The sequence below is a fragment of the Paractinoplanes ferrugineus genome (genome assembly GCF_016862195.1).
Classification (GTDB): domain Bacteria; phylum Actinomycetota; class Actinomycetes; order Mycobacteriales; family Micromonosporaceae; genus Actinoplanes; species Actinoplanes ferrugineus.
Genome location: NZ_BOMM01000012.1, coordinates 123,625 through 138,370 on the forward strand (window position 1 = coordinate 123,625; position 14,746 = coordinate 138,370).

General features: G+C 70.5%; 14 protein-coding genes. 7 read left to right on the forward strand and 7 right to left on the reverse strand.

Annotation, left to right across the window (positions count from 1 at the left end; translation table 11 throughout):
* The first annotated feature begins 15 nt into the window (after nt 1–15).
* From ppk2 to Afe05nite_RS08460, 3 genes are all read left to right on the forward strand, one after another.
* Nucleotides 16–966 carry a polyphosphate kinase 2 gene (ppk2, locus tag Afe05nite_RS08450; RefSeq protein WP_203816422.1) on the forward strand — a complete coding sequence of 317 codons (951 nt, stop codon included), beginning with the start codon at nt 16–18 and terminating at the stop codon, nt 964–966.
* A gap of 282 nt (nt 967–1,248) precedes the next feature.
* The gene (locus Afe05nite_RS08455) at nt 1,249–2,145 is read left to right on the forward strand and encodes a ribonuclease Z (RefSeq protein WP_203816423.1); all 897 of its coding nucleotides are present in this window, start codon (nt 1,249–1,251) and stop codon (nt 2,143–2,145) included.
* A gap of 9 nt (nt 2,146–2,154) precedes the next feature.
* Nucleotides 2,155–2,697, forward strand: a complete 543-nt coding sequence (locus tag Afe05nite_RS08460; protein WP_203816424.1) for a GNAT family N-acetyltransferase — start codon at nt 2,155–2,157, stop codon at nt 2,695–2,697.
* Nucleotides 2,698–2,796: 99 nt separating this feature from the next.
* Here Afe05nite_RS08460 and Afe05nite_RS08465 read toward each other — a convergent pair whose 3' ends face one another.
* On the reverse strand, nt 2,797–4,983 hold the full coding sequence (locus Afe05nite_RS08465; RefSeq protein ID WP_203816425.1) for a tetratricopeptide repeat protein: 2,187 nt from the start codon (nt 4,981–4,983) through the stop codon (nt 2,797–2,799).
* Nucleotides 4,984–5,336: 353 nt separating this feature from the next.
* Nucleotides 5,337–5,636, reverse strand: a complete 300-nt coding sequence (locus tag Afe05nite_RS08470) for a hypothetical protein (RefSeq protein WP_203816426.1) — start codon at nt 5,634–5,636, stop codon at nt 5,337–5,339.
* A gap of 162 nt (nt 5,637–5,798) precedes the next feature.
* Between Afe05nite_RS08470 and Afe05nite_RS08475 the strand changes: the two genes are divergently transcribed.
* A complete protein-coding gene (locus tag Afe05nite_RS08475; RefSeq protein ID WP_203816427.1) occupies nt 5,799–6,743 on the forward strand; it encodes a S1C family serine protease in 945 nt (314 codons plus the stop codon).
* Nucleotides 6,744–7,019: 276 nt separating this feature from the next.
* Here Afe05nite_RS08475 and Afe05nite_RS08480 read toward each other — a convergent pair whose 3' ends face one another.
* Both Afe05nite_RS08480 and Afe05nite_RS08485 read right to left on the reverse strand, forming a co-directional pair.
* Nucleotides 7,020–8,378 (reverse strand): cystathionine beta-synthase, encoded by a 1,359-nt coding sequence (locus Afe05nite_RS08480; protein ID WP_203816428.1) that lies wholly within the window; start codon nt 8,376–8,378, stop codon nt 7,020–7,022.
* Between the two features lie 3 nt (nt 8,379–8,381).
* Entirely contained in the window at nt 8,382–8,726 is a 345-nt protein-coding gene (locus tag Afe05nite_RS08485) for a YkvA family protein (RefSeq protein ID WP_203816429.1), read from the reverse strand.
* Between the two features lie 104 nt (nt 8,727–8,830).
* On the opposite strand from Afe05nite_RS08485, the gene Afe05nite_RS08490 reads away from it, so the two are divergent.
* From Afe05nite_RS08490 to Afe05nite_RS08500, 3 genes are all read left to right on the forward strand, one after another.
* Entirely contained in the window at nt 8,831–9,895 is a 1,065-nt protein-coding gene (locus Afe05nite_RS08490) for an SGNH/GDSL hydrolase family protein (protein WP_239117654.1), read from the forward strand.
* A 19-nt stretch (nt 9,896–9,914) separates the two neighbouring features.
* Nucleotides 9,915–10,703: an SGNH/GDSL hydrolase family protein gene (locus Afe05nite_RS08495; RefSeq protein WP_203816431.1), complete on the forward strand. Its 789-nt coding sequence runs from the start codon at nt 9,915–9,917 to the stop codon at nt 10,701–10,703.
* A 71-nt stretch (nt 10,704–10,774) separates the two neighbouring features.
* The gene (locus tag Afe05nite_RS08500; RefSeq protein WP_203816432.1) at nt 10,775–12,019 is read left to right on the forward strand and encodes an acetyl-CoA C-acetyltransferase; all 1,245 of its coding nucleotides are present in this window, start codon (nt 10,775–10,777) and stop codon (nt 12,017–12,019) included.
* 50 nt (nt 12,020–12,069) lie between these two features.
* Here Afe05nite_RS08500 and Afe05nite_RS08505 read toward each other — a convergent pair whose 3' ends face one another.
* The 3 genes from Afe05nite_RS08505 to Afe05nite_RS08515 form a co-directional block, all read right to left on the reverse strand.
* Nucleotides 12,070–12,357, reverse strand: a complete 288-nt coding sequence (locus Afe05nite_RS08505) for a hypothetical protein (RefSeq protein ID WP_203816433.1) — start codon at nt 12,355–12,357, stop codon at nt 12,070–12,072.
* A 73-nt stretch (nt 12,358–12,430) separates the two neighbouring features.
* Nucleotides 12,431–13,222, reverse strand: a complete 792-nt coding sequence (locus Afe05nite_RS08510) for a Bax inhibitor-1/YccA family protein (protein WP_203816434.1) — start codon at nt 13,220–13,222, stop codon at nt 12,431–12,433.
* Between the two features lie 56 nt (nt 13,223–13,278).
* A complete protein-coding gene (locus Afe05nite_RS08515; RefSeq protein ID WP_203816435.1) occupies nt 13,279–14,670 on the reverse strand; it encodes an Hsp70 family protein in 1,392 nt (463 codons plus the stop codon).
* Between the last annotated feature and the right edge of the window lie 76 nt (nt 14,671–14,746).

Here is a 14,746-nt window from a genome sequence, read left to right on the forward strand (position 1 = left end):
GTATGAAATCGAGTTATGCAGGCGGAGGCGGAGTTCCAGGACGAGATGACCACCGAACCCTACGACGGCCCGGTCACGGCGCTCGGCGGTTATCGGGTCGCGGACGACGATGACGACGACCCGGTGCTGCTCAACGCCGACGGAACCCCGGTGGACACCTGGCGCGAGGACTATCCGTACGACGAGCGGATGGAGCGCCAGGAGTACGACCGGCACAAGCGGCTCCTGCAGATCGAACTGTTGAAGCTGCAGAACCACTGCAAGACCACCGGCGAGCGGATGGTGGTGCTGTTCGAGGGCCGGGACGCGGCCGGCAAGGGCGGCACGATCAAGCGGTTCATGGAGCACCTGAACCCGCGCGGCGCGTCGGTGGTGGCGCTGGAGAAGCCGAACGAGCGCGAGAGCACGCAGTGGTATTACCAGCGCTACATCAAGCACCTGCCGGCCGCCGGGGAGATCGTGCTGTTCGACCGGTCCTGGTACAACCGGGCCGGCGTCGAGCGGGTCATGGGCTTCTGCACCCGTGCCGAGTACCTCGAGTTCATGCGGCAGACCCCGGAACTCGAGCGGATGCTGGTGCGCTCCGGCATCCACCTGATCAAGTTCTGGTTCTCGGTCACCCAGGGCGAGCAGCGCACCCGCTTCGCGATCCGGCAGGTCGATCCCGTACGCCAATGGAAGCTCTCGCCGATGGACCTCGCCTCGCTCGACAAGTGGGAGGACTACACCGAGGCCAAGGAGGCGATGTTCTTCTACACCGACACCGCGGACGCCCCGTGGACGGTGGTGCGGAGCAACGACAAGAAGCGCGCCCGCCTGGAGGCGATCCGGCACGTCCTGAACCGCTTCCACTACGAGGACAAGGACGAGGACGTCGTCGGCAAGCCGGATCCGCTGATCGTCGGGCCGGCCTCGCTGGCGGTGGAAGGAGCCGATATGTCCCCTCGGCTATTCCCTCGGCTGTAGTGATTCAAAAAGCATTGGCACCGAGCCGCCGACCTGGATAACGTGGCCGTACACGTGAAGGGAGGTGGTCCAAAGTTGGATAGCAACGGGACTCGTGAGGTGGCTGTCCGCTAGCCGCTGTCCTCGACAGCTTGTTTGAGCGTCGAGACCGTGTGGCAGCGGTTGCGGCGAATACCAGACAGCCATCCGACCCCCGGGGATCCGGCCTTGTCCGACCGGACCACGTCTCGCTCCGCGAGCGTGGAAGACCCCCGGGGGTCGCTTTATATCCAGGAGTCGGTGATGCGTGAGCTGGTGGTGCTCGGCACGGCGAGCCAAGTCCCCACCCGGCACCGCAACCACAACGGTTACGTGCTGCGCTGGGACGAGGAAGCGATCCTCTTCGACCCGGGTGAGGGCACCCAGCGGCAGATGCTGATGGCCGGCCTGGCGGTGACCCCGCTGAAGCGCATCTGCATCACCCACTTCCACGGCGACCACAGCCTCGGCCTGCCCGGCGTGCTCCAGCGGATCTCCCTCGACAAGGTCCAGCATCCGGTCACGGTGCATTACCCGGCCGAGGGCCAGGAGTTCTACGACCGGCTGCGGCACGCCACCAGCTACTGGGACAACGCCGACATCAGGGCGGCCCCGGCCGGCGGCGCGATCTTCGAGACCGAGACCCCCGCCGGGCGACTCACGGCGCTGCCGCTGTCGCATTCCCTGCCGACGTACGGCTATCGCCTCGCCGAACCGGACACCCGCCGCATGGTCGCCGCGAAACTGGCCGACCACGGCATCGCCGGACCGGCCGTCGGCGAGTTGCAGCGCACCGGCCGCCTCGGTGACGTGACGCTGGAACAGGTGAGCGAGCCCCGCCCGGGCCAGACGTTCGCCTTCGTGATGGACACCGGTCTGTGCGACAACGTCTATGCCCTGGCCGACGGCGCCGACCTGCTGGTGATCGAGTCGACCTTCCTGGACGAGGACGCGGAACTGGCCGCGATGGTCGGGCACCTGACCGCCGCCCAGGCCGGCAAGGTCGCCGCCGAGTCGGGCGTGCGCACCCTGGTGCTGACCCACTTCTCGCAGCGCTACCCGGATGCCGACCTCTTCCGGGAGCAGGCCGGCCGGCACTTCGACGGCGACCTCGTGCTGGCCGAGGACCTCATGCGTGTCCCGGTTCCGCCCCGGCGTTAGCGTGAGGCGGTGACTGTCTCCCTCCGTACCGCCGAAGACGTTGACCTTTTGCTCGTGGGGGATCTGCACTTCCGATCCCGGGCCGCGGCCTATGCGGAGATCATCTCTCCCGAGGCGCTGGCCTCGCTGTCGCCGGAAGCGCTGGGCGCGTGGTGGACCGAGCGCTGGAAGTGGGAGGGTGACACGCATCGGCTGACCGTCGCGGAGAGCGACGGGCGCCTCGTCGGCTTCAGCTACGCCGGGCCGAGCGAGGTCGAGGGCGCCGCCGAGCTGTACGCCATCCACGTCGACCCGGACCTGGTCGGCAGCGGCATCGGCCGGCAGCTCATGCGCAATGCTCTCGGTCAGCTCGCCGAACTGGCGCCGGAACTCGCCCTGCTGTGGGTGCTCGAGGCGAACGAGCGGGCGCGCCGCTTCTACGACGGCGGCGGCTGGCGTCCCGACGGCACCACCCGCGTCGAGCCGATCGGCGGCGAACCGGTGCCCCAACTGCGCTACCGCCTCGATCACCCGCGGCCGGCCGGCTCTCGAAGCCGCCCGGGCGGTGAATGAGGCCGCCCGGGCGCTCCCCCGAGATGCGTAACGCTTCGGATTGATGATCAGCCGTGGTGGGCCGGCCGCCCAGGCAACGAACCGGCAAGCGACCGGCAATCAGCGGGACAGGGCCTCGTGGAAATCGTCGCGCTCCGCGCCGACCAGGCCGAACGCGTCGGCCAGCAGGCGCGCCGTCTCCGGCCGGGGCCGACCGGCCTTGCCCGATTCGAGGTAGCGGATCGTGCGCACGCTCAGCCCGGTGCGGTCGGCCAGGTCCTCCTGCGACAGGCCACGACGCAGGCGGTGGGCGCGGAGGTCGGAACCTCCCGGCCGGACCGTCGAGCCGAGCTTTCGGCGCAGGTCGGCGGCCTGCGGGTGGCCCAGGTCGGCGAGGATTTCGTACGCCTGACGCCAGCGCTCGCCGGCCGCGCCGGGGTCGCGCACCACCTCGTACAGGTCGCCGAGATGGGCGATGATCTGCGCCTCCAGCACCGGGTTGCCGGTCTTGCGGGCCAGCCGCAGGCCCTCCTCGAAGTGCCGGGCGGCGTGGTCGTGCTCGCCGTTCACCAGGTGCAGCAGGCCGAGGCCGTCCCGGGTGATCGCCTCGCCCGCCCAGTCCCCCACCCGTTGCTGGCTCGCCAACGCCCGGGTGAAGTACGGCAACGCGGTGGCCGGCGAGCCCCGCTGCGCGTGGTACCACCCCACCGCCAGCGCCGCCTTGCCCTCCCAGATCGGGTCGCCGACCGCACCGAACAGCTCCAGCGCCGTCCCCGCCTCGGCGAGCGCCCGTTCCTGATCACCCTGGAGCCACCACAGGTAGGACAGGATGAACCGGCATTCCGCGGTGCCGGCCCGATCGCCGGCCGCTTCGACCAGGGCCAGGGCGCGGCTCAGATTGGCTTGCGCTTCCTCGAAGCGCTGCCGGCGCCCGTCGGCCACGGCGAGGAAGGAGTACGCGTACGCCAAAGCGGGCCCGTCGGCGAGGGTGGCCGCCGAATCCAGCGCCACCACCCACGCCGCGCCCTCGTCGTCCCAGCGCCGCTCCTCGTTCAGGAACGAGTCGAGCGCCCAGCTCAACTGCCACGCCTGGGTGTCGAGTCCTTCGTCGCGGGCCTGCCGGACCGCCGCCAGCAGCGTCTCGTGCTCGCCCCGCAGCCAGGAGATCGCGGCCTTCATGTCGACGAGCGGGCGCGGTTGGGCGTCGTCGGCGGGCGCCCCCAAACTCATCGGGATCGGCGCGCGGGTCGGGTTGAGCACCAGATCGGCCTGGTATGCCGTGTGCGTGTAATGGTCGAGCAGCCGGGTGAGCGCCGCCCGCCGCTCGGCCGGTTCCTCCTGCTCGCGGGCCAGCTCACCGGCGTAGGCCCGGATCAGGTCGTGCATCGCGTACCGCCCCGGCACCGGCTCGTCCACCAGGCCCGTATCGATCAGGTCGGCAAGCACGCGCCTGGTCTCGGCGGGGGTCGCACCACCGAGCGCGGCCACCGCGGCGAGCGCGATGTCCGGCCCGGCCGCCAGTCCGAGCAGCCGGAACAGCCGGGCCGCGGGCCGATCGAGGCCGTGATAGGACCAGGAGAAGACGGCTCGGGCGTTCTCCAGGGCCGCCAGCCGGTCGGCCGGGCGGCGCAGCTCGGCCGCCAGCGCGGTGAGCGCGGCCAGCGGACAGCCGGCGATGCGGATGCGGGCCGCGGCCAGGGTCAACGCCAGTGGCAGGCCACCGCACGCGCGGACGATCTCGGCCTCGGCCGCCGGTTCGGTCCGCTCCGGGCCGAGCCGCCGGCGGAACAGCGCGGTCGCGTCGGCCGGCGGGAGCACCTCGACGGCCAGCGGGCGGGCACCGACCCCGGCGATCAGGCCGGTCAGCTTGGCGCGGCTGGTCACCAGCGTGCGGGTGGCGTCGCCGGTCGGCAGAAAGGGCCGCACCTGCTCGTCGTCGCGGGCGTTGTCCAGCACCAGCAGCAGGCGCCGGGTCGCGGTCAACTCGTGGTAGACGTTCCGCCGACCATCCAGATCGTCGGGCATCGCGGCCGCTTCCACGCCGAGCGCGGCCAGCAGCAGTCGCAGGCCGTCGGCCGGGTCACGGGGCGTCGACGTGCTGAAACCCCGCAGATCAAGATAGAGATGCCCGCCCTCGTAGCGATGGGCGTTTTTCCGCGCCCAGCGCACGGCGAGAGCGCTCTTGCCGGTGCCGGGCGGTCCGTTGAGCACGGTCACGCCGGTCGGGTCGGCATCGAGCGCGGTGAGCTCGGCGTCGCGGCCGGTGAACTCGGCGATGTCAGGCGGGAGCAAGGCCGGAACGGACATGGCGGTCGGCGCACCTCCACTATGGACCACTTCCACTCTAGGCCCTTGGCCGGGCCTGATCGGTGGGACTTTGGTTGGGCGGGAGCGCGCGACCGAGTTGTTACGGGGGAACCTGTGGTCACGCGCTCCCGCCAACCGTCCCGCCCCGAACCGGGGGCGCGCCTGGCCGGAGGCGCTGGACCAGCGGAGGCGTGCTGGTCCTACCAATTCAAGGGCGGGTCTTGTGACGGTGTCGCGGCGCTGGCGGGGCGCAGCGAGACACCGCCGGAGACGTCAGCCGGGCTTTTGAGCCGTGGCCTGCCGGGGGAGGTCAAGCTGTCGGCGACGTCGGGTCCTGGGAAGCGATGCAGTTGTCAGTCGAAATAGCCGCGGTTACGGGCCCGGGCGTGCCGGTCCGGGGTGTCCCCGAAACCGGGCATGGCCCGGATGCTGTTCAGGTCGTGCCGCAGCGTCCACGCCTCCCGCCAGGGGCGTCGGGACGCGGCGTCAGCGCGTTCAGCCAGACGGCGCGGCGCGCACGGCCACCGCCATCCACACCAGACGCAGTCGCCTTCGCGGTTCGCCTCGGCATGGCGGCCCAGCATCTGCTGAGCGTCACGCCAGAGAAGACGGTCCACGATGTCGGCCGGCACTGGCTGGTCGGCGATGACCATTCGTCACACTCCGTAAGGACGTGTTGCAACCTCCGTATGTCAGATACAACCGCAGCAACCTCACCCACGGTCGGACAACGGGTGCGATCCGTGATGTTCCCTGTTCGCCGTGGGCGGACGGCGGCCAGGCATGGACCGGTCCGCCGAGCTGTTGTGGCCGTCATGGATACCGAACACACCGGTGCCGAACCTGAGGCACTCGATGCCTACAGCCGCATCGTGACCGGTGTCGCCACCAGCCTGCTGCCCTCGGTCGCCGCCCTGTCGGTGCGCACCGCCCGCGGTGCCGGGGCCGGCTCGGCAGTCACCTTCACCGATGACGGATTCCTGCTCACCAACGCCCACGTGGTAGTCGGCGCGAACGGCGGCACCGCCGATTTCGCCGACGGCACCGAGACGAAGTTCGACGTGGTCGGCTCGGACGCGCTCTCCGACCTGGCGGTGGTCCGGGTGCACCACCCGGGCGCCCCGGCGGCCCCGCTCGGCGACGCCGACAAGCTGCGCATCGGCCAACTGGTGGTCGCGGTCGGCAACCCGATGGGTCTGGCCGGCTCGGTGACCGCCGGCGTGGTCTCCGGCCTGGGCCGCTCACTACCCGCCCGCGACGGCCGCCGGGTGCGAATAATCGACAGCGTCATCCAGACCGACGCGGCCCTGAACCCCGGCAACTCCGGCGGCGCGCTGGCCGACTCCACCGGCACCGTGGTCGGCGTCAACACCGCGGTGGCCGGCTACGGCCTGGGCCTGGCCGTCCCGATCAACGCCACCACCCGAACCATCATCAGCGAGCTGCTGACCACCGGCAAAGTCCGCCGGGCCTGGCTGGGCGTAGCCGGCGTGCCGGTCCCGTTGCCCCCGGCCCTGGCCACCCGCTTGGGCCAGAAGCTGGGCCTACGGGTGGTCGAGGTGGTCCCCGACAGCCCGGCCGGCCAGGCCGGCATCTATCTGGGCGACATCCTGATCTCGGCCGGCTCGCAGCCCTTGGAGACCGTCCAGTCCCTGCAGCGCCTGATGCTCAGCCCCGCCATCGGCACCCCGCTCCCCATCACCTTGCTACGCAAAAACGCCCTGGTAGACGCAATAACAGTCCCCACCGAGCTCCCCTAAAACCCCACTCCCACTCCCACGCCCCCAGCCCCAGCCCGTCGCCCAGCCCGCGCCATAACCCCCTATTTCCAGCAAGGTCGTTACCACGGAACTGCCCGCGATCGCCCGCTGATGAGGAGGTCGCCGTTTTCGCGTCGCCGCGGGGTTTGCGGTGCCGCGGAAACGGTGACCTCCTCATCAGCTCCCAGGGGCGATCGCCCGCTGAGCGAAGCGAAGCCAGCCGGCTCAGCAGCGTGTAAAACCAAGCCCAGCCAAGTCCCGCCTTAACTACCCACCTCAACTCAAATGGGTCAACAAATCCTGTCGGGTGAGCACCCCAGCCGGCTTCCCGTCGATCAGGACCATCGCGGCGTCGGCCTTCTCCAGGAGGGCGACGGCCTCGGCCACCGGCTGTCCGCCGCCGATCATCGGCAACGGTTCGCCCATGTGCCGCTCGATCGTGTCGTGGAGATGCGCCTGCCCGGTGAACAGGGCATCCAGCAGCGCCTTCTCCGCGATCGAACCGGCCACCTCGCCGGTCACCACCGGCGGTTCGGCTTTGAGGACCGGGAGCTGGCTCACGCCGTACTCCCGCATGTAGTCGATGGCGTCGCGCACCGTCTCGGTCGGGTGCACGTGAATCAGTGGCGGCATCCCGCCGTCCTTGCCTTCGAGCGCGTCGGCGACCGTAGGTGCGTCGCCGGCGCCGGTGCGCAGGAAGCCGTAGCGGGCCATCCAGTCGTCGTTGAAGATCTTCGACAGGTAGCCGCGACCGCCGTCGGGCAGGAGCACCACGATCACGTCGTCGGGGCCGGCTTTGCGGGCGACCTCGAGGGCGGCCACCACCGCCATTCCGCAGGAGCCGCCGACCAGCAGGCCTTCCTCGCGGGCGAGGCGGCGGGTCATCTCGAACGAGTCGGAGTCGGAGACCTCGATGACCTCGTCGCAGATGTTCCGGTCGTAGGCGGTGGGCCAGAAGTCCTCACCGACACCTTCGACGAGGTAGGGCCGGCCGGTGCCGCCGGAGTAGACGGAGCCTTCCGGGTCGGCGCCGATCACCCGGACCTGGCCCTGTTCTTTCAGGTAGCGCCCGACGCCGCTGATCGTGCCACCGGTGCCGACCCCCGCGACGAAGTGGGTGAGCTGGCCGCCTGTCTGTTTCCACAGTTCGGGGCCGGTGTCTTCGTAGTGGGAGCGGGGGTTGGCCGGGTTGGAGTACTGGTCCGGCTTCCACGCGCCGGGTTCGGCGGCGAGCCGGTCGGAGACGTTGTAGTAGGACCGCGGGTCTTCGGGTGCGACCGCGGTCGGGCAGACGACGACGTCAGCGCCGTACGCCCGGAGGACGTTCTGCTTGTCTTCGCTGACCTTGTCGGGGCACACGAAGATGCACTTGTAGCCGCGCTGTTGCGCGACGAGAGCCAGGCCGACACCGGTGTTTCCGCTGGTCGGCTCGACGATGGTGCCACCCGGGCGGAGCAGGCCGGCCTTCTCGGCGTCGAGCACCATCCGCATCGCGATCCGGTCTTTCACCGATCCGCCGGGATTGAAGTATTCGACCTTCGCCAGCACCGTGGCAGAGATGCCCTCGGTGACACGGTTCAGCTTGACCAGGGGTGTATCACCGATTATCTCGACGACGTTGTCGTAGTAACGCACGCCTTAGATTACGACGACGCGGTCCCGCTCCTTCTCCCACTCCAGGAAGCGCTCGGTTTCGGCGAGCACCGAGCCGGCCAGCCAGGTGATCATGACGGCGTCGTCGGCGAGCCCGGCGACCAACAGGAACGCCTCGGGAATGAAGTCGATCGGGGACACGACGTAGGCCGTGGCGGCCGCCATCATCGCGACGCGCAGACCGCCGTCGTACTGTCCTTTGGCGGTTGCTTTGAGCATGCGGGGCAGGGCGGCGAGTCGCTTGCTGATCGGCGTGCCACCTCGCGCACCGGACATGAGTGCCTTGGCCAGCGCCGTGAAGGCCGCGGTCCGTTGCAACGTCTTAGCCATTGCTTCCCTCCTTCGTCACTCCAGCATGACTTGGGCGCGCCATGATTACCCTTCGCGGGAGCGAGTTAGCCTCGAAATCCGAGCCGGATCCGGAGGGGGGACCCGTGAGTGGCATCGCGTTCACCGCACAGGACTGGCGCCGGATCAAGCTGGCGGGCCAGATCGTCGGCGGCGTGACCGGCACTTTGGCCGGTCTGACCGCGCTCTCGGCAGGGGTGTTGCTGCGACAGGCGGCCGATGCCCGCCGGATCATCCCGATGGCCGAGGCGCCCCCGCCGCGCGGCGACGGACTTTACGGGGCGAAGCTCGGCGGCAAGCCGATCACGATGGTCGTGCTGGGGGATTCGTCCGCGGCGGGGTACGGCGTGCACCGTCCCCGGGAGACACCGGGCGCGCTGCTCGCCATCAGCGTCTCGCGCCGTCTGCACCGCCCGGTGCGGCTCTACCGGGTGGCCGTGGTCGGTGCCATGTCGTCGGGCCTGCCCTATCAGGTCGACGCCGCGCTGGAGTACGAGCCGGACGTCGCGGTGATCCTGATCGGCGGCAACGACATCACGCACGCGTCGGCGCGGGCCATGGCGGTGCGCTACCTCGGTGACTCGGTGCGCCGGCTGCGCGCGGCCGGCTGCAAGGTCGTGGTCGGCACGTGTCCCGACATCGGGGCGATCCAGCCGATCAAGCCGCCGCTGCGCTGGCTCGCCCACAAGTGGAGCCGGGACCTGGCCGCCGCCCAGACCGTCGCCGTGGTCGAGGCGGGCGGCCGCACGGTTTCGCTTGTCAACCTGCTGGGCCCGATCTTCGAGGCGGACCCGGGGCGGATGTTCAGCTCGGATCATTTCCACCCGTCGGCGGAGGGCTACGCCCGGGCCGCCTCGGTGCTGCTGCCGACGCTGCTGGCGGCGCTCGGCGAGGACGACCGGCCGGCCCTGGCCGCGGGGGAGGGCGTGTGCAGCCTGCCGGAGGCGGCGCAGGAGGCCGTTTCCGCACCGGGCACCGAGGTCAGTCCGGCTCGGGTGGGCGGCCGTGAGCGCGGTCCGGCGGGCCGCTGGGCGGTGCTGCGCCGGCACCCGTGGTTCGGCGAGCCGCGGGCCTGGTTCGGACATAAGGCACCCGTTCCCAGCGGCCGTACGGCGGCCGGAGCCGTAGTCTGGACACCAGGGGATCAATAAGTCACAGAGGAGGCGAGAGATGTCGGGGCTCAACGCACGGATAGCTAAAGCGGCAGCCACGGGTCTGCTCGCCGGGGCGGTGAGCGGCACGGCTCTGCTCGTCGGTGAGGTGCTCGCCGCGAAGGCCCGGCGCTATGCCAAGCCCACGATGGGGCTGGCCCTGCGCACCTCGATGGGCAAGATGTCGGCGCCCACGCTGCGCCTGGTGCTGCTCGGCGACTCGGCGGCGATCGGGGTCGGCGTGGAGTGGCTGTCCGAGACGGTCGGCGGCCAGTTGGCCCGGTTGCTCGCCGAGGGTGGCACCGACAGCGGCGAGCGGCACGTGCTGCTCTCCAGCGTGGGAGTGGCCGGTTCCCGCTCGTCCGATCTGAGCACGCAGGTGGCGCGGGCGCTGCTGGGTGACCGCCCGGATGTGGCGGTGGTGCTGGTCGGGGCGCACGACGCGACGAGCCTGCGCAACCCCGAGGAGTCGGCGGAGTTGCTCGGTCAGGCGGTGCACCGGTTGCGTGAGGCGGGTGTGCGCGTGGTCGTCGGCACGTGTCCTGACCTGGGCGCCCTGCGGGCGATCGCGCCGCCGTTGCGCCAGGTGGCCGGCGTGCTGGGCCGGCGCATGGCGAAGGCTCAGGCGAAGGCGGTCACGGCAGCCGGCGGCGCGGTGGTCGATCTGGCCGAGGAGACGGGCGCGGTGTTCCGGGCCGACGCCGGCACGTTCTGCTACGACGGCTTCCACCCATCGGCTGACGGCTATCGGGTCTGGGCCCACGCCCTTTACCCGGCGGTGGCGAAAGCGGCGATGTCCGGGGTGTGACCGGAATTCCCGGGTGATCTGTGAGGAAGTTGCACTCGCACGTGTTGTTACTCCCCAGTTAACATCGACGCATGCCCGAAGCCGTCATCGTCGCCACCGCTCGCTCCCCCATCGGCCGTGCCGTCAAGGGATCGCTGAAGGATCTCCGCCCGGACGACCTTGCCGCCACCATCGTGGACGCGGTCCTGAACAAGGTTCCCCAGCTCGACCGCGCCCTCATCGAGGACCTCTACCTCGGCTGCGGGCTCCCCGGCGGTGAGCAGGGCTTCAACATGGCCCGCGTGGTCGCCACCAAGCTCGGCCTCGACGGCCTGCCCGGCGCCACCGTCACGCGGTACTGCTCGTCCTCGCTGCAGACCACCCGGATGGCCTTCCACGCGATCAAGGCCGGGGAGGGCGACATCTTCCTGTCCGCCGGCGTCGAGACCGTGTCCCGGTTCGTCCGCGGTTCCTCCGACGGCCTGCCGTCCGCGGCGGCCGAACTGGTCGGCGGCGGCTGGGAAAACCCCTACTTCGCCGGTGCGCAGGCGCGCACCGCCTCGTTCGCCGAGGGCGGCCAGGTCTGGCACGACCCGCGGGCGGACGACCAGGTGCCCGACGTCTACATCGCGATGGGGCAGACCGCGGAGAACCTCGCCCAGCTCAAGGGCATTTCCCGCGAAGAGATGGACGAGTTCGGCGTACGCAGCCAGAACCTCGCGGAGAAGGCGATCGCCGACGGCTTCTGGGAGCGGGAGATCACCCCGGTGACGCTGCCCGACGGCACCGTGGTGTCGAAGGACGACGGCCCCCGGGCGGGCGTGACGCTCGAGGGCGTGTCCGGTCTCAAGCCCGTCTTCCGCCCCGACGGCCGGGTCACGGCCGGCAACTGCTGCCCGCTCAACGACGGCGCCGCCGCGGTGGTCATCATGAGCGACACGAAGGCGCGCGAGCTGGGCATCACCCCGCTGGCCCGGATCGTCTCGACCGGGGTCACCGCGCTCTCCCCCGAGATCATGGGGCTCGGCCCGGTGGAGGCGTCCAAGCAGGCGCTGAAGCGGGCCGGCATGAGCATCGGCGACGTCGACCTGGTCGAGATCAACGAGGCGTTCGCGGCCCAGGTCATCCCGTCGTACCAGGATCTCGGCATCCCGATCGAGAAGCTGAACGTCAACGGTGGCGCGATCGCGGTCGGGCACCCGTTCGGCATGACCGGCGCCCGGCTCACCGGCACCCTGCTCAACTCGCTCGACTGGCACGACAAGTCGATCGGCCTGGAGACGATGTGCGTCGGCGGCGGTCAGGGCATGGCGCTGATCATCGAGCGCCTGAGCTGATCCGGCTACCGCCGGGCCCGGCCTGCTGAGGGCGGCCGAGCTCGGCGGTTTTACATGCCCCGACGGGTGCGGTCGACGGCCTCGGTCGCCTCGGCGAGAGCTTCCGGCGCCGGCGCGGCGGCCAGCAGGTCGTCGGCGACCACCCGCAACTGATCGGGCAGGATCATGTCGTGCTCACGCGGGACGACCCGGCGCGGCTGCCCCTCGGCGTCGGCGCCCAGGTCGGCGAGGTGCTGGACCAGCGCGTACATCTGCTCCGCCTTGCCCTTCCACCGCGGCTGTTCCCAATGCCGCACCTGATTGTGCAGGCGCTCGACGGACGTGGCGAAATCGGTCACCGGGCGAGCCTAGCCCGGACATGACTCGGCGCCCGGACCGTGGGAGGACGATCCGGGCGCCGAGGGTGAGACGTCAGTCTCTGCTGCTGCCCTGCAGGTAGCTGAGCAGCCGCAGGATCTCGAGGTAGAGCCAGATCAGGCCGACCAGGATGCCGAACGCGCAGGTCCACGAGTAACGCTGCGGCAGGCCCATCCGGACGCCCTGCTCGATCTGGTCGAAGTCGAGGATGAAGCTCAGGGCCGCGACCACGATGCACACGACGCTGAAGATGATGCCGAGCGCGCCGTTGTCCCGGATGCCGGTGTGCACGCCGAACAACGACAGCACCAGGTTGATCAGCATGATCATGAACAGGCCGCCCATGACGGCGATCAGTCCCTTGGTGAACTTCGGCGTCGCCCGGATCACCCGGAACTTGTAGAGCACCGCCATCAGCAGGAACACACCGAACGTAGCGGTGACCGCCTGCAGCACGATGCCGTTGTAGAACGACTCGAAAACCTTGCTGATCAGGCCGACGAAGACACCCTCGATGACCGCGTAGGCCACCACGAGAGCCGGGTTGGCCATCCGCATGAAGGCGATGACGAAGCCGAGGATCATGCCGACGATCGCGGCACCGAACAGGGCACCGCCGGCCACGCTGTCGGGAAGAAAGTTCCACGCGACGATGGCCGAGATGCCGGTGAGACCGAGCAGGATCACGGTCTTCACGACCACGTCGTCGATCGACATGGCCTGAGCAACTGGCGGCGCGGCCGGGTAACCCTGAGTCGGGTACGGCTCGCTGTATCCGTACCCGGCGGTGCGCTCCCGCTCGGCCGCCTGGCCGAGGCGGCTCAGCACCGGGTTCGACGATTTCACTGTGTCCAGCCTCCCTGAGTTGTACTGCGCTCCCAAGCGTACGGGCCAGTGGCTCGTCATGCGGGTGCCAGAAGCTGTGAGCAGGCTGAAAAAACAACCGTCGAAGCAGCCAGACCCCTCTTCGCCGGGGCCGGACCGCGGCCGAATCCGATGAGCAGGAGGGTCAGAACGCCGAGCAGGGCCAGAACGGCCAGGACGATCACCGCGAGCCGCCGGCGGCGGGTCCGGCTCGGCGGTGGGGTCCGCCCGGGAGCCCGGCCGGGGGGTGCCGGCCGGGAGACGCCACGCGGGGACGGCGAGTGCGGCCGGACGTGTCCCGCCGACATCCCCGCGTTCGCCGGGACACCACCCCCGACCAGGACCCGAGTGCCGGCCACGGCCGGTCGAACCCCCGCCGCCGCCACCGTCGCGGCGCCGAGCGCCACCGCGTGTTTCGGGTGGGCGTCGGTCCGGATCGGGCATCCGAGCTCTTCGGTGATCATCTGCCCGATCAGCGGGATGCGGGCCGACCCGCCGACCAGCAGCACGGCGGCGAGGTCGTCCACCCCGATCCGGGCCGAGTGCACCGCCCGGACCAGGGCGCCGATCGTCGACTCGATCCGCGGCCGGATCATCGACTCGAGGTCCTGGCGGGTGAGCTGGGCGAAGAAGCGCCGGTTGGACAGCAGGACGGAGATACTGGCCTCGGTGTCGACCGACAGCGCCTCCTTGGCCCGTACGCACTCCTGGCGCAGCAGTGCCAGGGCCACCACCGAGGCGGGCTCGAACGGGTCGAGCTCGGCCGGCCGGCCGCCGTGCCGATAGTTGATCCACTCGACGATCGCCTCGTCGAAGTCGGCCCCGCCGAGCCGTTCGATCCCCTCCGGCTCGCCCACCACCTCGATCGCCCCGGCGCGCTTGCGCAGCACGGTGGCGTCGAAGGTGCCACCGCCCAGGTCGTACACCGCGATGGTGGCGCCGTCGCCGAGGGTGCGGTTCACGCCGTAGTAGGCGGCGGCCGCCTCCGGCTCGGTCAGGACCAGGTGGTCACGCAGTCCGGCGAGCCGTGGGACCTCGTCGAAGAGCTCCCGCCGGTACGGGCCCCAGCCGGCCGGGTGGGTCAGCGCGACCCGGTCCGGTGGGCCGCCCTGCGCCCGGCTGACGATGTCGAGCACGTCGCGCAGCTGCTCCGCCATCAGCGCGGTCACCTCGTGCGGCGTCCCGCCGAGGAGCACCGGGGTCGGATCGCCGAGCCGCCGCTTGAACCAGCGCTCGACCCGGCCCGGATCGCTCAGCGCGTGCCGCTCGGCCGCCTCGCCGAAGATCAGCCTCGAGTCCTCCGCGCGATACACGGCCGCCGGAGCGACCGTCGAGTGGTCACCGAGAGCGCACATCTCGACTTGGCCGTCGCGCGCGACGGCGGCGGCCACGAAGGTGGTCCCAAGATCGACACCGAGGTCGTAGCCCACCGCATCCCTCCCCAAGGAAACCAACGAGCGGGGACCACCCGCCGCGGGGACCGAATCCCCCCGGTGCAAGTAGGGC